Here is a 16385-nt window from a genome sequence, read left to right as displayed (position 1 = left end):
TCATTCAATTGAGGAGAAATAATCAGCAAGAATTTGTTGTAAATCGGATGGTAATTTCATTTTATCCGTACCTTTTAAGTATGATTCTTTGTAGCTTCCGACTACTTCCTGATATGGACGCACAGTTCCACGTTCAGTAGGTGTAGTCGCTTCAGATTCTTCTATAAACTCGCCTTTACCAAGCCCGCCTCCATCAACGGATGGACCTGGTTTCCCACCAAGTCGATCTACCGGTATCGACAGAAGATTCCTTCCGCCTGTACCTGTTCCAATGCCTTGGCCTTGACCCTGACCTTGGCCTTGGCCTTGTCCTTGTCCTTGGCCTTGGCCTTGTCCTTGTCCTTGTCCTTGTCCTTGTCCTTGACCTTGACCTTGGCCTTGGCCTTGACCCTGACCCTGACCCTGACCCTCACCCTCACCTTGACCTTCGCCCTCACCCTCAGTAGGTTCCTTGTCAGAACCTTCACCTGCTTCACCAGTACCTTCATTACCATCAGTAGAACTTCCAGGTTTTGTAGTACCGTCTGATTCGCCTGGTTTGCCTGAATTACTCGGATTCGTTGGATTACCTAAAGCAGTGGACGATGCAGGAAGTTTTGGTGCCTTACCGATTTTATTTAAAGCGGAATGTGACTTCCCTACATTTTGTGCCAACTTATTGGATAACTCCCCAACAGCAGCGAGCTCCTCAATTTCTGCGTCTGATAATGCATCTGCAGCATCACCTGATTTTTCTGCAAGTGCTTCTTTGTCTCTAAGTCGTTGTTCTTTTAACTGCATTTCTTTTTGCTTTTTCACTATTTCTTTCAATACCTCTTCAGACGTTTTTGCATCTTGAAGCTTATCATCGAGCTCTTGCAACTCTTTTTTCACAATTGGCACTTTTTCTTTTTCAATTAACTTTTGAATATCTTTTTTCATTTCCTCCACAATTGCCTTTTCTTTTTGAATGGCTATCGCTTCGATTTGGGGTTCGGAAGGAAATAACAGCAACCCTATTAAGAGGATTGTAAAAAAGATGAATCCACCAAACATCTTTACATTCAAATAATTCTTCCTTCGTTTCTTAAACAACTCAAAAGCCGCGGGTACTTCAGTTGAGGCTTTATCAATAACAGCATTTGCTAAAATCGATTCATCCCTATTTAACGAGACCGCAGTAATCAAAATATTTTCCGGGATGAATTCGTCAAGTTTACGAACCGCTTCACCCATTTGGACCCGTTTGTAAACAATCCATATACCGGAGCCAACGAGTGCGATGCCAGCCGCCCCAAAAGCGTATCGCTCATAGTTTGGAAGAATGAACATTCTAGACAGTAATAAAATTAGGACAGCACAGAATGAAGCTACTAACAAACCACTTTGAATTTGATAAATCACATTTTCAAATCGAAGCCGTGCTAAAGCAGCAGTTATATATTTTTTCAACAGACTTTTGTTCTTCATTCATGTACCTCCTTTACTTTGAACGCTTCATATTGACACGTAACCCTTTAACAGCAATAAATAAGGACACGACGGTTACGATTGAGTAGAAGATTAAATAACTCGCCCAAATTGGAAACTTAACATTTGTGAAATCAGTAATTCCAACACCAACGGACGGTGATAATAAGCTCGCCATCAAAATCCCGGGATTAATTGAAGCAATAAAATAACCAAAATAAGAAGAGGTTTGTACTCCCGTTTGTCCAAAAACCGATAACTGCATTACGAGTAAAAATATAAACGCTGTGATGAGTGATAGAAATAACATTGTTCCATATGTCACAATCATAGCTACAATGGTTCTCCGTATGAGCGTGGAAAACATTACACCAATGCTCCCAATCGCAAGTAACGTTATGAAAAGGAATGCGAACACAAGAACAAACTCTTGTGGTGAAGTCCCACCAAACAAAAAGACCAGACTGTAAATCGGTAATGCCGCTACAATTAATAATAACAAGAACGCAATCGACGATAACAATTTTCCTAGTATTATTTGAAATGAACTTTGCGATGTTGTTAATAAAATCGGTAATGTTTGTTTTTCTCTTTCCGTACTAATCGTTCCGGCAGTCAATCCTGGTGTAGTGAATAATATAAGACCAAGCTGAATGAACGCTAATATAGAAAACAATATTAAACTTTCATCTGGTCTAAAATAGGATGTTCCGTTCACTTTAATCGTTACATAAATAAACCCAAAGACAAATATACACATTGCAATTAAATAAAATAGAATGCCTGTAAAACTCTTCGAGGATCGAAATCTAAGTTTTAATTCCTTGGACAAAACTGGATTTGTAAAATTCATTTTCATTTCAATCCACCCCTTTCGTAATTTCCATGAACACATCTTCTAAATTTGTAATATGTTCTGTAAATGAAAGTATGGGTAAATTACTCAGTACTGCATGTTTTAATAGCGCAACTTGATCTTCTTCTGTGCCGTTATAAGTAAAAGTAAATTCATTTTCGTTATTCAAATCTTTAATATTCGCAACAAGTGGCTCATCTTCAAAAAATGCAACAGCAGTTTGTCGATCACCTTCAGATAATCTCACGGTTATGACACGTTCACCGTGGAGCTTCGCTTGAATTTCCTCCACAGATCCGTGTGCTATTAAAACACCATTGTCAATTACGCCAATTTCATCGCACATTTCCGCCAGTTCGGGAAGAATATGAGACGAAATCAAGATTGTTTTCCCCATCTTTTTCAGGGTCTTTAAAATATCTCTCATTTCAACTCGGGCCCGTGGATCTAATCCAGATGCAGGCTCATCTAGTATAAGGATTTTCGGATCATGAATGAGACTTCTTGCAAGACACAAACGTTGTTTCATCCCTCGAGATAACAAATCGACGTATTCATTTCCTTTGTCCGTTAAATTCACAAGTTCAAGCAATTGAGGGATTAACTTTTTTCGTTCTATTTCTGAAATCCCATAACTCGCACCGTAAAAGTCCAGATATTCCTCTGCTTTAAGTTGGTCGTACACACCAAAAAAGTCAGGCATATATCCAATCAGTTTACGAATTGCCGTGGGGTTTTCACGAATACTTACTCCATCAATGAATACTTCACCAGATGTTGGTTGCAAAAGGGTTGCCAAAATGAGAAACGTCGTTGACTTCCCCGCTCCATTCGAACCCACAAATCCAAAAACGGTTCCTTCTTCCAGCGTAATCGTTAAGTTGTTCAAAGCATAAAAATTACCGTATTTTTTTGTCAAACCTTTTATTTCAATCATTTCGTCACCTCCCCAGTCAATCTAAGTTCGGGAATGCTCGCTTCGTTTCCATCTCTAGATTTATGAAATGAAATTTGAATATCGATTTCACCTTTAGGAGAAATATAGTTTGAAGTATTCTCTGTTATTTTCACATTGCCACTCGGTTGCAATTCAAACAACCCAGTCTTATGATTCAACACGCTTAAATCATACAATTCTTTTTGTATTTTCGTTAAATTTAGCGATGTCCAATTGATGTTGGATTCTAGGAACTTCTCTCCTATTTTCCATTTTTGTATATATACCGCTTCATTGAAATAGCCCCTATTCATTTGAAAGTCATACATTTCAGGTTCCCTATTTCCATCTTCAGAAACGATTGACATTTCCATCATTCCAGGCTCAAGAGTAAGCTCTCCTTCAAGTTCCATTTCTACTTCAAATGGTTGTGAAATAAGCGTTAATGCTGAAAGATTCGTTTTAAATTTTTCAACTGTGACGGGAATGAGTTGTGTATCTGTATAAGCAATCAATATAGGTTTTTTTGACCCCTGTATTGATTCGCTTAAAAACTGTAACGTACCCTCTTTTCTCATTTCCATCAAATCATCGTTATTTCTTTGTGGTTGCCCCATATAATTGTTGTTCATCGGTGATGCTGACAATAAAAAGGATAACTTTAATGCTTCTTCTACTTGAACCGTTTCGCCTGGTCCAATATCGCCGATTGGCAATAGTTTTGAACCGGACCAAATTGCAACATCTGTTATTCCAAATGGATAGTCGTTTTGAATCGTACCGGTTAGCTTTTTATTCGCAACAGATAAATTCACCAAAAGTCGACCCACTTCGTCAAATGTCGTTTCCCCATATGCAGATGCAACATTCCAATACCCTATATTTCTTAAGTGGATTGAACTAGACGCCACATCTTTTTCAACCATTGCCCGATTGTGCAAGAGCTGTGCATTATTACCAAATAGGTCTTGCTTAAAAGAAGCTGAAAATGTTGTATCTGCACCTGAAGTAAATGTATAGTCTCCAGATTTATTCGACAATATCGCTTCAGCAAAATAGCCTTTCAAGTTACCGTCCGGTTGAACATTCACGACTGCGGTATGCTGGATTTGTGGTCTACCAATACGATCTTTTGCCCCATAACCGAAAATAGCAATGGATGTGACAATAGCAACTACAGGAATGATCCACCATGTATATTCTCGTTTGTCTTTCTTTTTTAAAATGAAATAAAGAACTGGAATTATTAAAATGATATACAATAAAATGATTCCAGAAAGCAAAGGTGCAGATACTTTAAAAGACGGAAAGATTTCATTTGTATATCCGATTTGATTTGACAGCATATCAAGTGAACGATTCATTGGATTATAATTGGGTTGTAGAGTGAATCCACCCAGATCTATTAACCTTTCCCATAATGCCGGCATTCCTTCCATTTTTGAAATGGGATCATCTCCAAATGAAAAAGCCGTTTGGTAAATGAATCCTGTACCGACCTTAGAAGAAGCAATATATGTAGTATCGGCATCACTCAGAATGGATGTTGCCCCTTCTGCAAGGCTAGCTTTAAATGATGGGATTGGACTACCAAACTCTTCGGTATTTACCCAATTATTAAGGAGTTCAGAATCCAGCTCATTTCGATCCCCGAGCTTTAGCGGCAAATATTCCGAGAAAATTCCTACTTCCGTATTGATATTGTCTGAGCTTCCTATATATAATTTTCCACCGGAGCGAACCCAAGCCAATAGGGCTTCTTGCTTCGTTAGAGATAAGTCTGCTAGAGGATATTCATCCAGAACCATAATGTCAATCATTTCCCAGCCCATTACCTCATCAGGAAGAACCGATCCATCAAGCTTAGACCCGTCAATATACTGGGTACTGTTAAATTGAGTTCCTTTTGCTTTTTTTAATGCGGATAATCGGTCGATATTATTTGTAAACATAAATACAAATGCACTGTCATAGCCATAAGTTGCAGGTTTGAATTGCTGAGCCCCTTTATGTGTGAGCTCCTTTCCCTTTTCCCATCCACCTTCGTAAAGGAAAATTCGTTTTACAGCTGCGCTCCCAAAGCCGTATCCATAATGATCCTCTGAACTTGGCATTACAAGTGATATTGTTTTTGTTTCGCCAGATTCTATATCAAGAGGAATCGCTCTACCTGTTCCTAAATTATAAGAACTTTGAATATCAATGACTAAATCTCCACTAAATGCAGTTCCACTATTCTCTATTTTAATTTGTGCAGGAGCGCCTTTATCGTATTTGGATTTGCCATCAAAACCAGTAGTTACGCTCACCTTTAAGTCCGGAGCAGCAGACGCATTCACCCCAGGAAGTACCATAATGACAGCAAGCAATACGAATATCAAAGCGGATATCTTTTTCCCCATCTATATCATCCTCCCATCGCTTCATTTAGCGAATTGTTTGTGACCTCTCTATTAGTACGAATCAATGTCCATAAAGTTCCTTTTATTTCAAGAAGATTTGACTATTCCGTAATCTTTCAGCATGCGATTGCACAATTTCCGCAAAAGCCTCAACTTGTTTTAATTCAAATGTCGATTCGTACCCAATCAGCCAAGTGTCCCGTGTTAACTCAAATTCTTCTTCGCTATTTAGTAAAGGGATTTTATTCACAAGTTCATCACCAGTGAGTGTAATCGCCGGTAAAATTGCATAGCCAATCCCGTTTAAAGCAAGTTGCTTACAAGTTTCAATTTGATCGACGGTAATCTGACGACCTGGAGCTTGAGTAAAATGACTTTTCCACCAATGTTGGATTTCCATATGATAATTGGAATCGCTTTTAAATTGAATAAATGGACGAGTCGTGTCTTTTAATTCTTCAATTGAAGTTATTTCACGGTCTACCAAATACATCTGGTCCCTAAATAAGTGTGTTTTCCGACTTTTCCAGTCAATCTTACCCCGAACAATTCCGACATGAGCCTCTCGATCATTCAGTGCCTTCACAATTTCAGAACTCCAACCTGTAATTAACGATATTTGAGCGTTCGGATAGCGCTCGACATACTCTTTCAGCACTTGTGGTAACCATGTTTGTCCAACGATTGAAGCACAAGCAATTTTGAGTGTACCGTGGACTTTATCCGCCAATGAAGTAATTGCTTCAAATACTTCTTCACGTCTCATAAGCGCTTCGCGGGCATATGCAATGACATGTTCACCTTCTGGCGTTGGCTCAAGACCTTTTTGGGAACGAATAAAGAGCAACGTTTCCCATTCCTTTTCAATTGTCTGAAGACGTTGAGATAGCGCGGGTTGCGACAAAAACAATCGCTCAGCCGCCTTTCTCATATTTCCTTCTTCAGCCAAAGTTTTAATAATTTCAAGTTCTGTCATCGACATTATATAACTCCTTTCCGCGTGGAATTCGTAACACAAGAAGTAAGCTTAGTACAGCAAAAAATGCTACTCCCAAGTAAACCCACTGCAATGAAATATCAAGTGTATTTTGTAATGCAAGCAATTGTTCTTGTCCTAAGGACTCTCTCTTTTCAGCCGTTAGTAGTAAATTCACATCGTCTAAAGAGAAATTAAGTCCCTTTTCGCTAAACCCGTTCATCAAAGATGCATTCAGTATCGCTCCAAACAATGCTACGCCAAACGTGTTCCCAAAGTTTCTCATAAACATATTTGCGGCCGTTGCTGAACCCCTTTTTTCCCTAGGAACAGCGCCCTGAATTGTTACGATGAATGAAGTGCTTGTTAACCCCATTCCGACGCCTATGAAAAAGCTCGCTGTTGCAGCCCACAACGGACCCGAACTTGCATTCATTAAGACAAATAAGGATGCACCCAAAACAAGTGAGATTGTACCTGCAAATGAAACTGAAAACGTTCCAAAACGAACAAGTAGATGACCCGCAAATGAAGACGCAATTGGCCAACCGATGGACATTGCAGTAAGTGCAAATCCCGCAATTATGGCAGGCTGTTCCATCACACCCGTAACAAATGTTGGTAAATAAGCCGAAATTCCAATTATAATAACCCCAGTTGTAAAGGATACGAGATTTGCATATAGAATGACAGGATTTTTCCATATAGAAAATGGCATCATTGGATCGTTTGCAGATCTTTCCACAAAAATAAACAAAATAAATAAACCGATCCCCACACTAATTAACGAAACGCTAATTACCGATAGTCGACTAAAAGATTGTCCACCTTCCACAAGCCAAAATAATATAGCAGACAGTGACACCGTCAGAAGTGTGGCCCCTTTATAATCAATTGAGACTTTTTTCTCACGTTCTGGTTCGTGCAAGAATCTGGCAAGTCCTAGGATTGCAATTATTCCAAGGGGCACGTTGACCCAAAAAATATATTCCCAACTCAAAAACTGCACAATTGTTCCACCGATTACTGGACCCAAAACGGCTGAAACTCCCCATACACTTGCTAAGTATCCTTGAATCTTTGCACGTTCTTCTGTCGAATAAACATCTCCAATAATCGTAGTTGCTATTGGCATTACAGCTCCTGCACCTAGACCTTGAATCAAACGAAAGAATATCAACATTTCCATTGATGTCGCAAATCCGCACAGAACAGACCCAATTAAAAAAACCGTAAGACCAAAAAATAAAACCGGTTTCCTTCCGTATATATCAGCCAACTTCCCGTAAATTAAAACGGTAACTGTACTCATTAATAAATACGAAGAAAAAATCCAGCTGTATCTTGAAAAACCGCCAAGGTCCGATGCAATAACCGGCATTGCTGTCGTTACGATTGTTGCTTCTACAGCGCTGACAAACATCGCAAGCATTACAGATATCAGAACGAGCGGTCGATTCGTCGTTTTTTTATTTTGACTCATTTCTATTTCCCCTTTTTACAAGTACATAGTAAATTAACACACCTCGGAATTTGACACCAAATGAAGCATGATGAATTTAAACAGAAAAAGGCTCTACTCGAGAGCCTTTCAATGTACTATGAATCCTTATTGTTCGGAATAAATGTATTTCTTAAATTTCTTTAGAACAACTCTTCTTGTGAAAATCCCCGCAAAAATACCCTCTTCATCTACGACACAAAGAAATGGATGATTAATAAGTAAATCCAGTCCTTTTTGGAAACGGTCTGTTGTTCGTATTGTTGGGATATCTGTTTTCATAATTCCATCAACTTTTAAATCAAATAAACGTTCATATTCAATATGTGCAATTCCTAAAATCGAATCCATAATCATTCCCATACTTAGTAGGCCTTGAAGTCGATCTTTGGAGTCGAGGACTGGTATTGATGAGTAACCCGTTTTCGTAAGAACTAGTAAGGCGTGCTCTGCATTGTTCCCAAGCTGTACATTTGCAACTTTCTCAGCTGGAATAATGTAGTCGGAGATTGGCGTCAAAAGAAAATCTCTGTTATTTACCGAAATCATGTAAATCGGCCCCTTCTATATCTATGCATTTAATTAATTACTTCATTTCTATCATATCACAATGAGTCTAAACTGGCCTGTACCTTTTCATTATATTGGGGTGGTTTTTCTTAGATTATTTTTCAGGCTGCGGAAGAATTCTAGTGATGTCTATATTCGGAGTTTGATAGTGTGTTAGAAGATTTGTGGATTTTGCTGATAATCAGTTTGGGGTTTCTATGGGTGTGTGGTTCCCAAGGTCGCTTGTCGCTTCTGCGCTCGTTTGTTCATTCTATTTGGGGTGCATTTTCGGGGTTTCTATGGGTTTGTGGTTACCAAGATCGCTTGGCGCTTGGCGATGGCCTTACGTAAGGAGCTCGACAGAAGTGCGCTGCCGATCTCATTGCATCGGCTCACGCTTGTCGCTTCTACGCTCGATTGTTCATTCCATTTGGGTTGTTTTTTTTGGGGGTCTCTACTTGGGATTTGATTTCGAAATCTAACAATGGGTTGCACACTAATCGGGTTTCGTTGCACATCATTGAGTATTGGTTGCACAGTTCGATGATTTGGTTGCAAACCTCTGCGTTCGTTGCACACTTTTCGCAATTGGTTGCACATCATGCTTAATTGGTTGCACACTTTCACTGTTTCGTTGCAAACCTCTGAATATGTTCAGTTTCTACAAAAAATCCTGGGTTGGGATCTTCAAATAATGTGTGGTTCCCAAGGTAGCTTGGCGCTTGGCGATGGCCTTACGCAATGAGCTCGACAGAAGTTCGCTGCCGATCTCCTTACTTCGGCTCACGCTTGTCGCTTCTGCGCCTGCAGGATGCAGGTGTGCAGCCTTTGCCGCATGGATAAATAGGACTACGGCACTTTCGTAGTCCGCTTCCGGCGTTCTTTGGCTGCCTGCCTTGGTGTTACTTCTTTTTGGATTGTATTGGTGAACAATCCGGGATTTCTATGGGTGTGGGGCTTCCAAGACCGCTAGGCGATAGCGTTTCGTATACAGCAGGATAAAAGCGGCTCTATGTACTTTATTTCAAAGTTTTTTGATTCTAATCATCTGCCCGGTTCCTGCTTTAGTATGTTTATTATCAAAAGAAAAGTGGTCTAATACTTGATTTCATCAAGTATTAGACCACTTTTCATATAGAAAAACCTGTTTTGTTTATTAAAACGGATATTGATTGAGCCATTGGCCACCGTCTAGGGTTACAATTTCTCCGTTCATATAAGAAGCTTTATCAGACATAATAAATGCTGCGAGTTCGGCGATTTCTTCGGGTTGACCGAGTCTGCCTAGTGGGATTGATTTGAGAGTTCTTTTCGCTGCTTCTTCGGACTGCCATAACTTCTCAGCGCCGCCTGTACGATCAATTGGTCCTGGCGCTATGCCATTCACTCGAATGCCGTATTGCGTCCCCCATTCGACCGCAAGCGTGCGTGTGAGTGACATAACACCCGCTTTTGCAGCAGCTGAATGAACGACACCTGCTCCAGCATTCCAAGCATACGTTGCGAGCATATTGATAATGGAACCTTTCGTTCCTTTTTTAATCCAATACTTACCCACAGCGCTTGAACAATAGAATGTACCATTCAAAACGATATCGATAACGGATTTCCATCCATTTGGTGAGAGGTCTTCAGCATGAACGATAAAATTTCCAGCAGCATTATTTACGAGGCCATCAATTCTACCAAACTTTTCATCTGCAAAAGCAACCATAGCGTCAACGGATTCTACATTACGGACATCCATTTGAAAGATGTGAACACTTTCCCCAAGTTCTTCTTTTGCAGCTGTCAAACGGTCCAAATCTCTTCCTGTAATAACGACATTTGCACCTTCATCAGCGAATTTCTTTGCCATGTACTTACCCATTCCATTGGATCCACCTGTAACGATAATAACCTTTTCATTAAACATTTTTATTCCCCCTTTTAAAAGTGAATGACTATTCACTCATTATTGTATCATGAATAAAGGTCTAGATGAAAATACATAACATTAAATTCTTTTATATTTTTTTGTAGGAGTATTGACATTTTATTCGGATTTTGGTCGATATACTTTCCGACACTTTGTAGATGACTATCATTCACTACAATACTCCCCCTAATTGGATGCGGCAGGCCCAATTTCAAAACCATAATAACATACAGTAAATTCCAATTACTAATCTAAAGTTGTACAGAACTTACTCATTTTGTTATTATGATAGTATTCATGTCAGTCACAATTAAAGAAGGAGGTAAGTTTTGGATACAAAGCAAATCATTCATCAATTGGCAATTGCGATATACACAGTTAATCGCCATGCAAAAACTGCCCCAGATAATAGACATCTTTATGCACTTAAAAAAATGTCGTTAGATAAGTTAATTCGTACCGGTAATGCTGAAAAAGTTGGATTACATTTTGTTGATAATCCTAAGTTTAGTAAGCAACATTCAACTACACTTGTATGCTGTAGCGGGTTCCTTTTTCATACAATTCCAGAAAAAGACGACTTTAAAACACTCCCACACCTCGGCCACCAAGACCAAACTTCGCGTAATCCACAGGAGCGAATGAGTTTAAAAACTGCAAGAGAGCTTCTATCTAATTATTTAGATTTGCCACTCGAAACAGAGATAAAGGTAAAAAAAATCATTCCCCAGAAAAGCATGCATCAAAAAAAGAATGCACAAAGTTTTCGATCCTCCTACCTTGATGGATAATCGACAGCCGATTTCACGCAAACCATTTGGCGTGAAATCGGCTGTTTTTCTATTTTATTCATTTTTATTACTTAAACTGCTCCGCAATTATCTTTTCAAAATCGACGAGGAGAATCATTCCTTCGTCACGTTTAATGACACCCGTGACAGGTACACTAGATCCTTCGTACATTTCTGATGCTGATTCGATTTCTGAATAGTTTATGCGTTCAATTTGTGTAACAGCAGATACATCTAATGCTACTGTTACGCCATTAAATTCAGATATAATATATTTAGCCTCAAAATCGTCACTTGCATCATGAATCCCAATCACTTTATTAAAATCAATTACAGGAAGAACAACGCCACGAAGCTGAATTATTCCTTCAACAAAAGGATGTGAGTGCGGTATTACAGTTACCGAAATAGGCTCAATAATTTCTCTAACATGTTTAATATCTATTCCAAATCTGCTTTTTCCCATACGAAATTCTACAAATTCAAATACTTCAAGGTTCAATGACCCTTTTTGCAATATGTTCACCCTGCCCATCCCCTTTTTTGCTGTTTCGTTGACGGTTCAAGATAGTCCGTATTCCTTATTTCGGCATTATTTACTATATATTAAGTTTTATTGTTATTTACTTATACCTTTTATAGAGAACCTGTGTCCCTTTGTCACCATAACCTTTTTCAACTAATTGTTCATACATCTCAAAAGCAAGCTCTAGACCTGGTAACGCCAAGTTCATTCGCTTCGCTTCTTCAAGCGCAATGTTCATATCTTTCAAAAAATGCTTCACAAAAAAACCTGGTTCAAAGTCCTCATTAAGAATTCGAGGGGCAAGATTTGATAGAGACCATGAACTGGCTGCTCCCGCTGAAATTGAAGAGAGAACCGTTTCAGGGTCAAGTCCAGCCTTTTTTGCATAAGCAATTGCTTCACACACACCAATCATATTTGTCGCAATGGTGATTTGGTTGCACATTTTTGTATGTTGACCTGATCCTGCTTCACCTTGATAAACAATTCCGTTCGCAAAAACAGACAAGATTGGTAACACTTTATCAAATACTGACTTTTCACCACCACACATAATGGATAACGTTCCATTTTTCGCCCCAATATCCCCTCCAGAGACTGGAGCATCAATTGAATCTACTTTTCTTAAAGTGGCTTCCTTAGCAATTTTTATTGCGAGCGCCGGACTTGAAGTCGTCATATCAATTAAAATCTGCCCTTCTTTACTTGATGGAAAGATACCATCCTTACCATAATAAATTTCTTCAACATCTTTTGGATAACCAACCATTGTAATGATTATGTCCGAACTTGCGGTTGCCGCGCCAGCCGTTTCAGCCCACGCAGCACCCTTCTCTATGAGACTCAAAGCTTTCTCTTTCGTCCGTGTATAAACTGTCACTTTATAATCCGCGTTCAACAAATGCTCAACTATGCTAGCACCCATTACTCCTGTACCTATAAATCCTATATTCAATTTCCCCATTTGAATACCTCCATTTTTAATCCTATTTTTTTAATCGTACCAAAAAAAAGTGTTTATATCTCTTAATTAGCCAATTTTCGCAAAAAAAAAGGAGAACGTGCCCAGTAACTGGGTGCGTCCTCAAAAGGGGGAAATGAGAATGTTGCTGTGTTCTTTCTTATTGTCCCCGCTTTCATTATAGTTTAAACATTGTTTGAAAAGTATTTATTTTTAATTTCTTCTAGCTCTTCTACAAAACGTTCACTATCTTCATTAGATATTGATAGAGAGCCATATCGAGCCTTATCATACGTGTCAAAAAGATTGTAACTACTTTCCCAACTCATTCTTGCAAACCATTCTTTCACCGTTTCCCCTGCATATCTTGGCGACTTAACTCGAATGGCTTCTTTTTCAAAGTCTAAGTATGTGGTACGTACTAAGTTTGTCGCTTTAGAGTAATCATACATTAATTGAACAGCTGGCTTCTGTTTTTTTCCTCCAGAACGGATTGAATACTTAGATTCAGCTACATTTTTAATAGCCAGTTTACGACTTTTCAGTATATAAATGATTACCCCGATCGCAATAAGAATTGCAAAAATTATAAAGTACGTATTTAAATCGAAATCCGAAATAACTTGTCCTTCTTGTATTGCTTCATCTGGTTCTCCCATCTCAACTTCTTCTTTATCCGAACTTTGATTTCTCAAAATCCATTCATTAAATAAATCCAAAAGGGGGGTAACGGCTTTTGCAATTAACAAAAATAGTCCACCGAATAAAAAACTGAAGATTGAAATGATTGCTGTTCGAATCGTATCGATAAAATAGTATACGGATAGTAAAACAACCACACCTACACCAAACATACTACCAAAGATTTTACTTAGTTCTGATAAACGAAAGCCAGGCATTTTTCTACCACTTACCCAAGTTGTAAGAAAACGAATGAGTACAAATAGAATTGTTGTGACAATAAATAATGTAGCATGAATTGTATTCACTTCAATCGCATGCGTTTTGAAAAAAAATGTTCTTGTAAATAAATAAAAACAAGCGAAGACAACCGTATTTATGAGAACAAATGGCATACGATTCAAACGCTCTGAACTAAAATTCGCATGAGTTCGCCATGCTATATAGCAGAACAGAAAGATTACCGGTGCAATCTGTAATCCAATCAAATAAAATGGTATCGCTATAAAAACGGAAAGAACTAATCCGATGATGACAGAATAAGGGACTACAGAAAATAAAAAGTATGTAGTCAAACCCATAATTAGTGCTAATGCGATTAATACATAATACGGTTGGAGAGATGCGCCCCCTCCAATAAGAATCAAAGGATAAACAAGTAAAAACAGTTCCAATATATAACTTTCTGAATTTTTCAGTCCAATCCCTTGTCGAAAAACTTTACCTAATTGCAACGGTCTCGCCCCTTTCGTAGAAACTGTCAATAACAACCCGATTATGCGTTGACCATTTACTAGTAAAGTTCAGGTAACGTTCAGGTTCATGAGTTATTAAAACAACTGTCGGTGGGAGAAAACCTTGCGCCTGAATACTTTGCAAGACTATTTCAAATGGAATTTTTGCATTTCTTTCCGATAGTCGCGCGAGCATTTCTAGAGCTTTTTGATAGTGCACCTTACCACTTCCTGTTGTGAGATGCATATAAGGGGTAGTTCCAAACGTACGAATATTGACGATAATTGCAAATGGGATGTCATTTCGTAAAGCGTAATCTACATAAGAAGCCAAACGCTCAATTTTATGTTCAAAATCATCTACTGTTCGTTGTTTTTCAATTGCATTTAATATAAATAAAACCGATTGTTCAGTTACCGGCATAAATTCTTTGGTTTGTAATTTCTGCATTCGAGCACTTGCTTTCCAGTGGATTTGATCGAATCGGTCCGAATACACATAATCCCTCGTTCCAATTGGCTGAAAAACATCTTGGTATAACGACTGTCTTTGCCCTAGCTCACCAGGTTTAAATGGGGCTGGATTTAATTGGTCACCGAAAGGAACAATCTGTGGATAAACAAGGCTTTCGGACATAACCGGATCGTTGAGCTCCATTAAGATAGAACCCTCACCGAAAACATGTGGAACGTCTAATGTAATTCGAGTAATACGAGATAATCCTCTTTTTCTCCCCTTAAGCGGTATGGAGATACTAATTACTTCACGACTTCCCGCAGAAAATGGAACAGCGAAATCGAAGATCCCACTAAAATGTGATTTATCATCCACAAGAGGAACGACTGCATCTTGAATAGAAAGCGTCAATATTCCATTCCAAATCGGTGTTTTCCCATTTTCAAATTCAAGCACCAGATTATTTTCCGTATCCATCAAGAAACGGGTTTGATTTTCATTTGGAAGAAATACTAAATCTTTTCCGACATTCAAATAATAAACATTTTGTAAAACGCACATGAAAAAAATTGCTGCAAATAAAGCCGCGGGAATAATTTGAAGAAAAATAATTGCAAACAACAGAAATACTAGAGATACAGTCATAGTCTGATGTAATGTTTTGAACCCTTCTTCCAAACGAAGCCATTTCATTAAACCGTTGCCTCTATGGGGGTTGGAATTGAATTTATTATTTCCTTCAATACTTCATTTAAATTTTTCGTTAACATTCCTTCTGTCGACAACTCCATACGATGCAACGCCGCTGGTTCTAGTATTGCTTTTACATCATCTGGTGTCGCATAACCTCTACCGGTAATGTAGGCATGTGCTTTTGTCGCCCGCAAAATTGCGAGTGCAGCCCTAGAACTAAGACCAAGTTCTAAAAATGGATGTTTTCTAGTTGCGTGTACAATTTTTAATATGTATTTTTCTAAATCTTCGTGAACAATTACCTCACTTGCCTCAATAGACCATTTCTCTACTTCTACCGGTCCGATAACCGATGCTGTTGTAATTGCACCTGGATTTTTTCCGTACTGCTTAAGTATTAAATGCTCTTCTTCAAATGTCGGGTAACCAATATTTAATTTAAATAAAAACCGATCCAGTTGAGCAGCTGGTAAAGGAAAAGTACCTTGCTGTGATTCAATCGGATTTTGTGTTGCGATAACCATAAAAGGGGTTGGAAGCTTCAATGTCTCACCATCAATTGTTACTTGTTTTTCTTCCATTGATTCTAATAAACTGGACTGTGTCCTGGGTGTTGCTCTATTGATTTCATCTGCTAACAATATATTCGTCGATACAGGACCCGCCTTTAAAACAAATTCTTGTGTCCCAGGATTAAAATAGCGAATACCCGTAACATCGGATGGCAATACATCAGGTGTAAACTGCACTCGTGTAAATTCACCCCTGAAAGCGTTCGCAAAACTTTTTGCCATCATTGTTTTTCCAGAGCCTGGTACGCTTTCCAATAAAACATGTCCTTCTTGCAGCAAAGCGATTAACATAAAGTCGAATTCTTTTTCTCGACCTATAATAGCCCTATTCAGCTCATTTTTAAAATTTTCGATTGTAGACAAAAATATCCCTCCATACTTT

General features: G+C 38.6%; 15 protein-coding genes. 1 reads left to right on the top strand and 14 read right to left on the bottom strand.

What is annotated here, in order from left to right; translation table 11 throughout:
* The 9 genes from ACP8HH_RS04920 to ACP8HH_RS04880 form a co-directional block, all read right to left on the bottom strand.
* Positions 1–1449 carry a hypothetical protein gene (locus tag ACP8HH_RS04920; RefSeq protein WP_438316662.1) on the bottom strand — a complete coding sequence of 483 codons (1449 nt, stop codon included), beginning with the start codon at positions 1447–1449 and terminating at the stop codon, positions 1–3.
* A gap of 13 nt (positions 1450–1462) precedes the next feature.
* Positions 1463–2308, bottom strand: a complete 846-nt coding sequence (locus ACP8HH_RS04915; RefSeq protein ID WP_438316659.1) for an ABC transporter permease — start codon at positions 2306–2308, stop codon at positions 1463–1465.
* 1 nt (position 2309) lies between these two features.
* Positions 2310–3242: an ATP-binding cassette domain-containing protein gene (locus ACP8HH_RS04910; RefSeq protein ID WP_438316655.1), complete on the bottom strand. Its 933-nt coding sequence runs from the start codon at positions 3240–3242 to the stop codon at positions 2310–2312.
* Complete coding sequence (locus ACP8HH_RS04905; RefSeq protein ID WP_438316653.1) at positions 3239–5644, bottom strand: hypothetical protein; 2406 nt, start codon at positions 5642–5644, stop codon at positions 3239–3241. The genes ACP8HH_RS04910 and ACP8HH_RS04905 overlap by 4 nt, the downstream gene beginning before the upstream one ends.
* 82 nt (positions 5645–5726) lie before the next feature.
* Entirely contained in the window at positions 5727–6626 is a 900-nt protein-coding gene (locus ACP8HH_RS04900; RefSeq protein WP_438316650.1) for a LysR family transcriptional regulator, read from the bottom strand.
* The gene (locus ACP8HH_RS04895) at positions 6607–8103 is read right to left on the bottom strand and encodes an MDR family MFS transporter (RefSeq protein WP_438316647.1); all 1497 of its coding nucleotides are present in this window, start codon (positions 8101–8103) and stop codon (positions 6607–6609) included. The genes ACP8HH_RS04900 and ACP8HH_RS04895 overlap by 20 nt, the downstream gene beginning before the upstream one ends.
* Positions 8104–8229: 126 nt before the next feature.
* Complete coding sequence (gene cbpB, locus ACP8HH_RS04890) at positions 8230–8670, bottom strand: cyclic-di-AMP-binding protein CbpB (protein WP_438316644.1); 441 nt, start codon at positions 8668–8670, stop codon at positions 8230–8232.
* A gap of 1156 nt (positions 8671–9826) precedes the next feature.
* Positions 9827–10585: a 2,4-dienoyl-CoA reductase gene (fadH, locus tag ACP8HH_RS04885; RefSeq protein WP_438316641.1), complete on the bottom strand. Its 759-nt coding sequence runs from the start codon at positions 10583–10585 to the stop codon at positions 9827–9829.
* Between the two features lie 47 nt (positions 10586–10632).
* On the bottom strand, positions 10633–10761 hold the full coding sequence (locus ACP8HH_RS04880) for a hypothetical protein (RefSeq protein ID WP_438316638.1): 129 nt from the start codon (positions 10759–10761) through the stop codon (positions 10633–10635).
* A gap of 156 nt (positions 10762–10917) precedes the next feature.
* Here ACP8HH_RS04880 and ACP8HH_RS04875 point away from each other — a divergent pair, with 156 nt between their 5' ends.
* Positions 10918–11379: a YkyB family protein gene (locus ACP8HH_RS04875; RefSeq protein ID WP_438316635.1), complete on the top strand. Its 462-nt coding sequence runs from the start codon at positions 10918–10920 to the stop codon at positions 11377–11379.
* Between the two features lie 67 nt (positions 11380–11446).
* Here the strand turns inward: ACP8HH_RS04875 and ACP8HH_RS04870 are convergent, their stop codons facing one another.
* The 5 genes from ACP8HH_RS04870 to ACP8HH_RS04850 form a co-directional block, all read right to left on the bottom strand.
* Complete coding sequence (locus ACP8HH_RS04870; RefSeq protein WP_438316632.1) at positions 11447–11905, bottom strand: chemotaxis protein CheW; 459 nt, start codon at positions 11903–11905, stop codon at positions 11447–11449.
* Between the two features lie 97 nt (positions 11906–12002).
* On the bottom strand, positions 12003–12869 hold the full coding sequence (locus ACP8HH_RS04865) for an NAD(P)-dependent oxidoreductase (protein ID WP_438316629.1): 867 nt from the start codon (positions 12867–12869) through the stop codon (positions 12003–12005).
* Between the two features lie 182 nt (positions 12870–13051).
* Entirely contained in the window at positions 13052–14281 is a 1230-nt protein-coding gene (locus ACP8HH_RS04860) for a hypothetical protein (protein ID WP_438316626.1), read from the bottom strand.
* Positions 14268–15431, bottom strand: a complete 1164-nt coding sequence (locus tag ACP8HH_RS04855; protein WP_438316623.1) for a DUF58 domain-containing protein — start codon at positions 15429–15431, stop codon at positions 14268–14270. The genes ACP8HH_RS04860 and ACP8HH_RS04855 overlap by 14 nt, the downstream gene beginning before the upstream one ends.
* Complete coding sequence (locus tag ACP8HH_RS04850) at positions 15431–16366, bottom strand: AAA family ATPase (RefSeq protein WP_438316619.1); 936 nt, start codon at positions 16364–16366, stop codon at positions 15431–15433. The genes ACP8HH_RS04855 and ACP8HH_RS04850 overlap by 1 nt, the downstream gene beginning before the upstream one ends.
* Positions 16367–16385: the final 19 nt, after the last annotated feature.

This window comes from Sporosarcina sp. FA9, from assembly GCF_051550205.1.
Classification (GTDB): Bacteria; Bacillota; Bacilli; order Bacillales_A; family Planococcaceae; genus Sporosarcina.
Note: the sequence above shows the minus strand (reverse complement) of the source record. Positions and strands in the feature narration are given on the sequence as shown.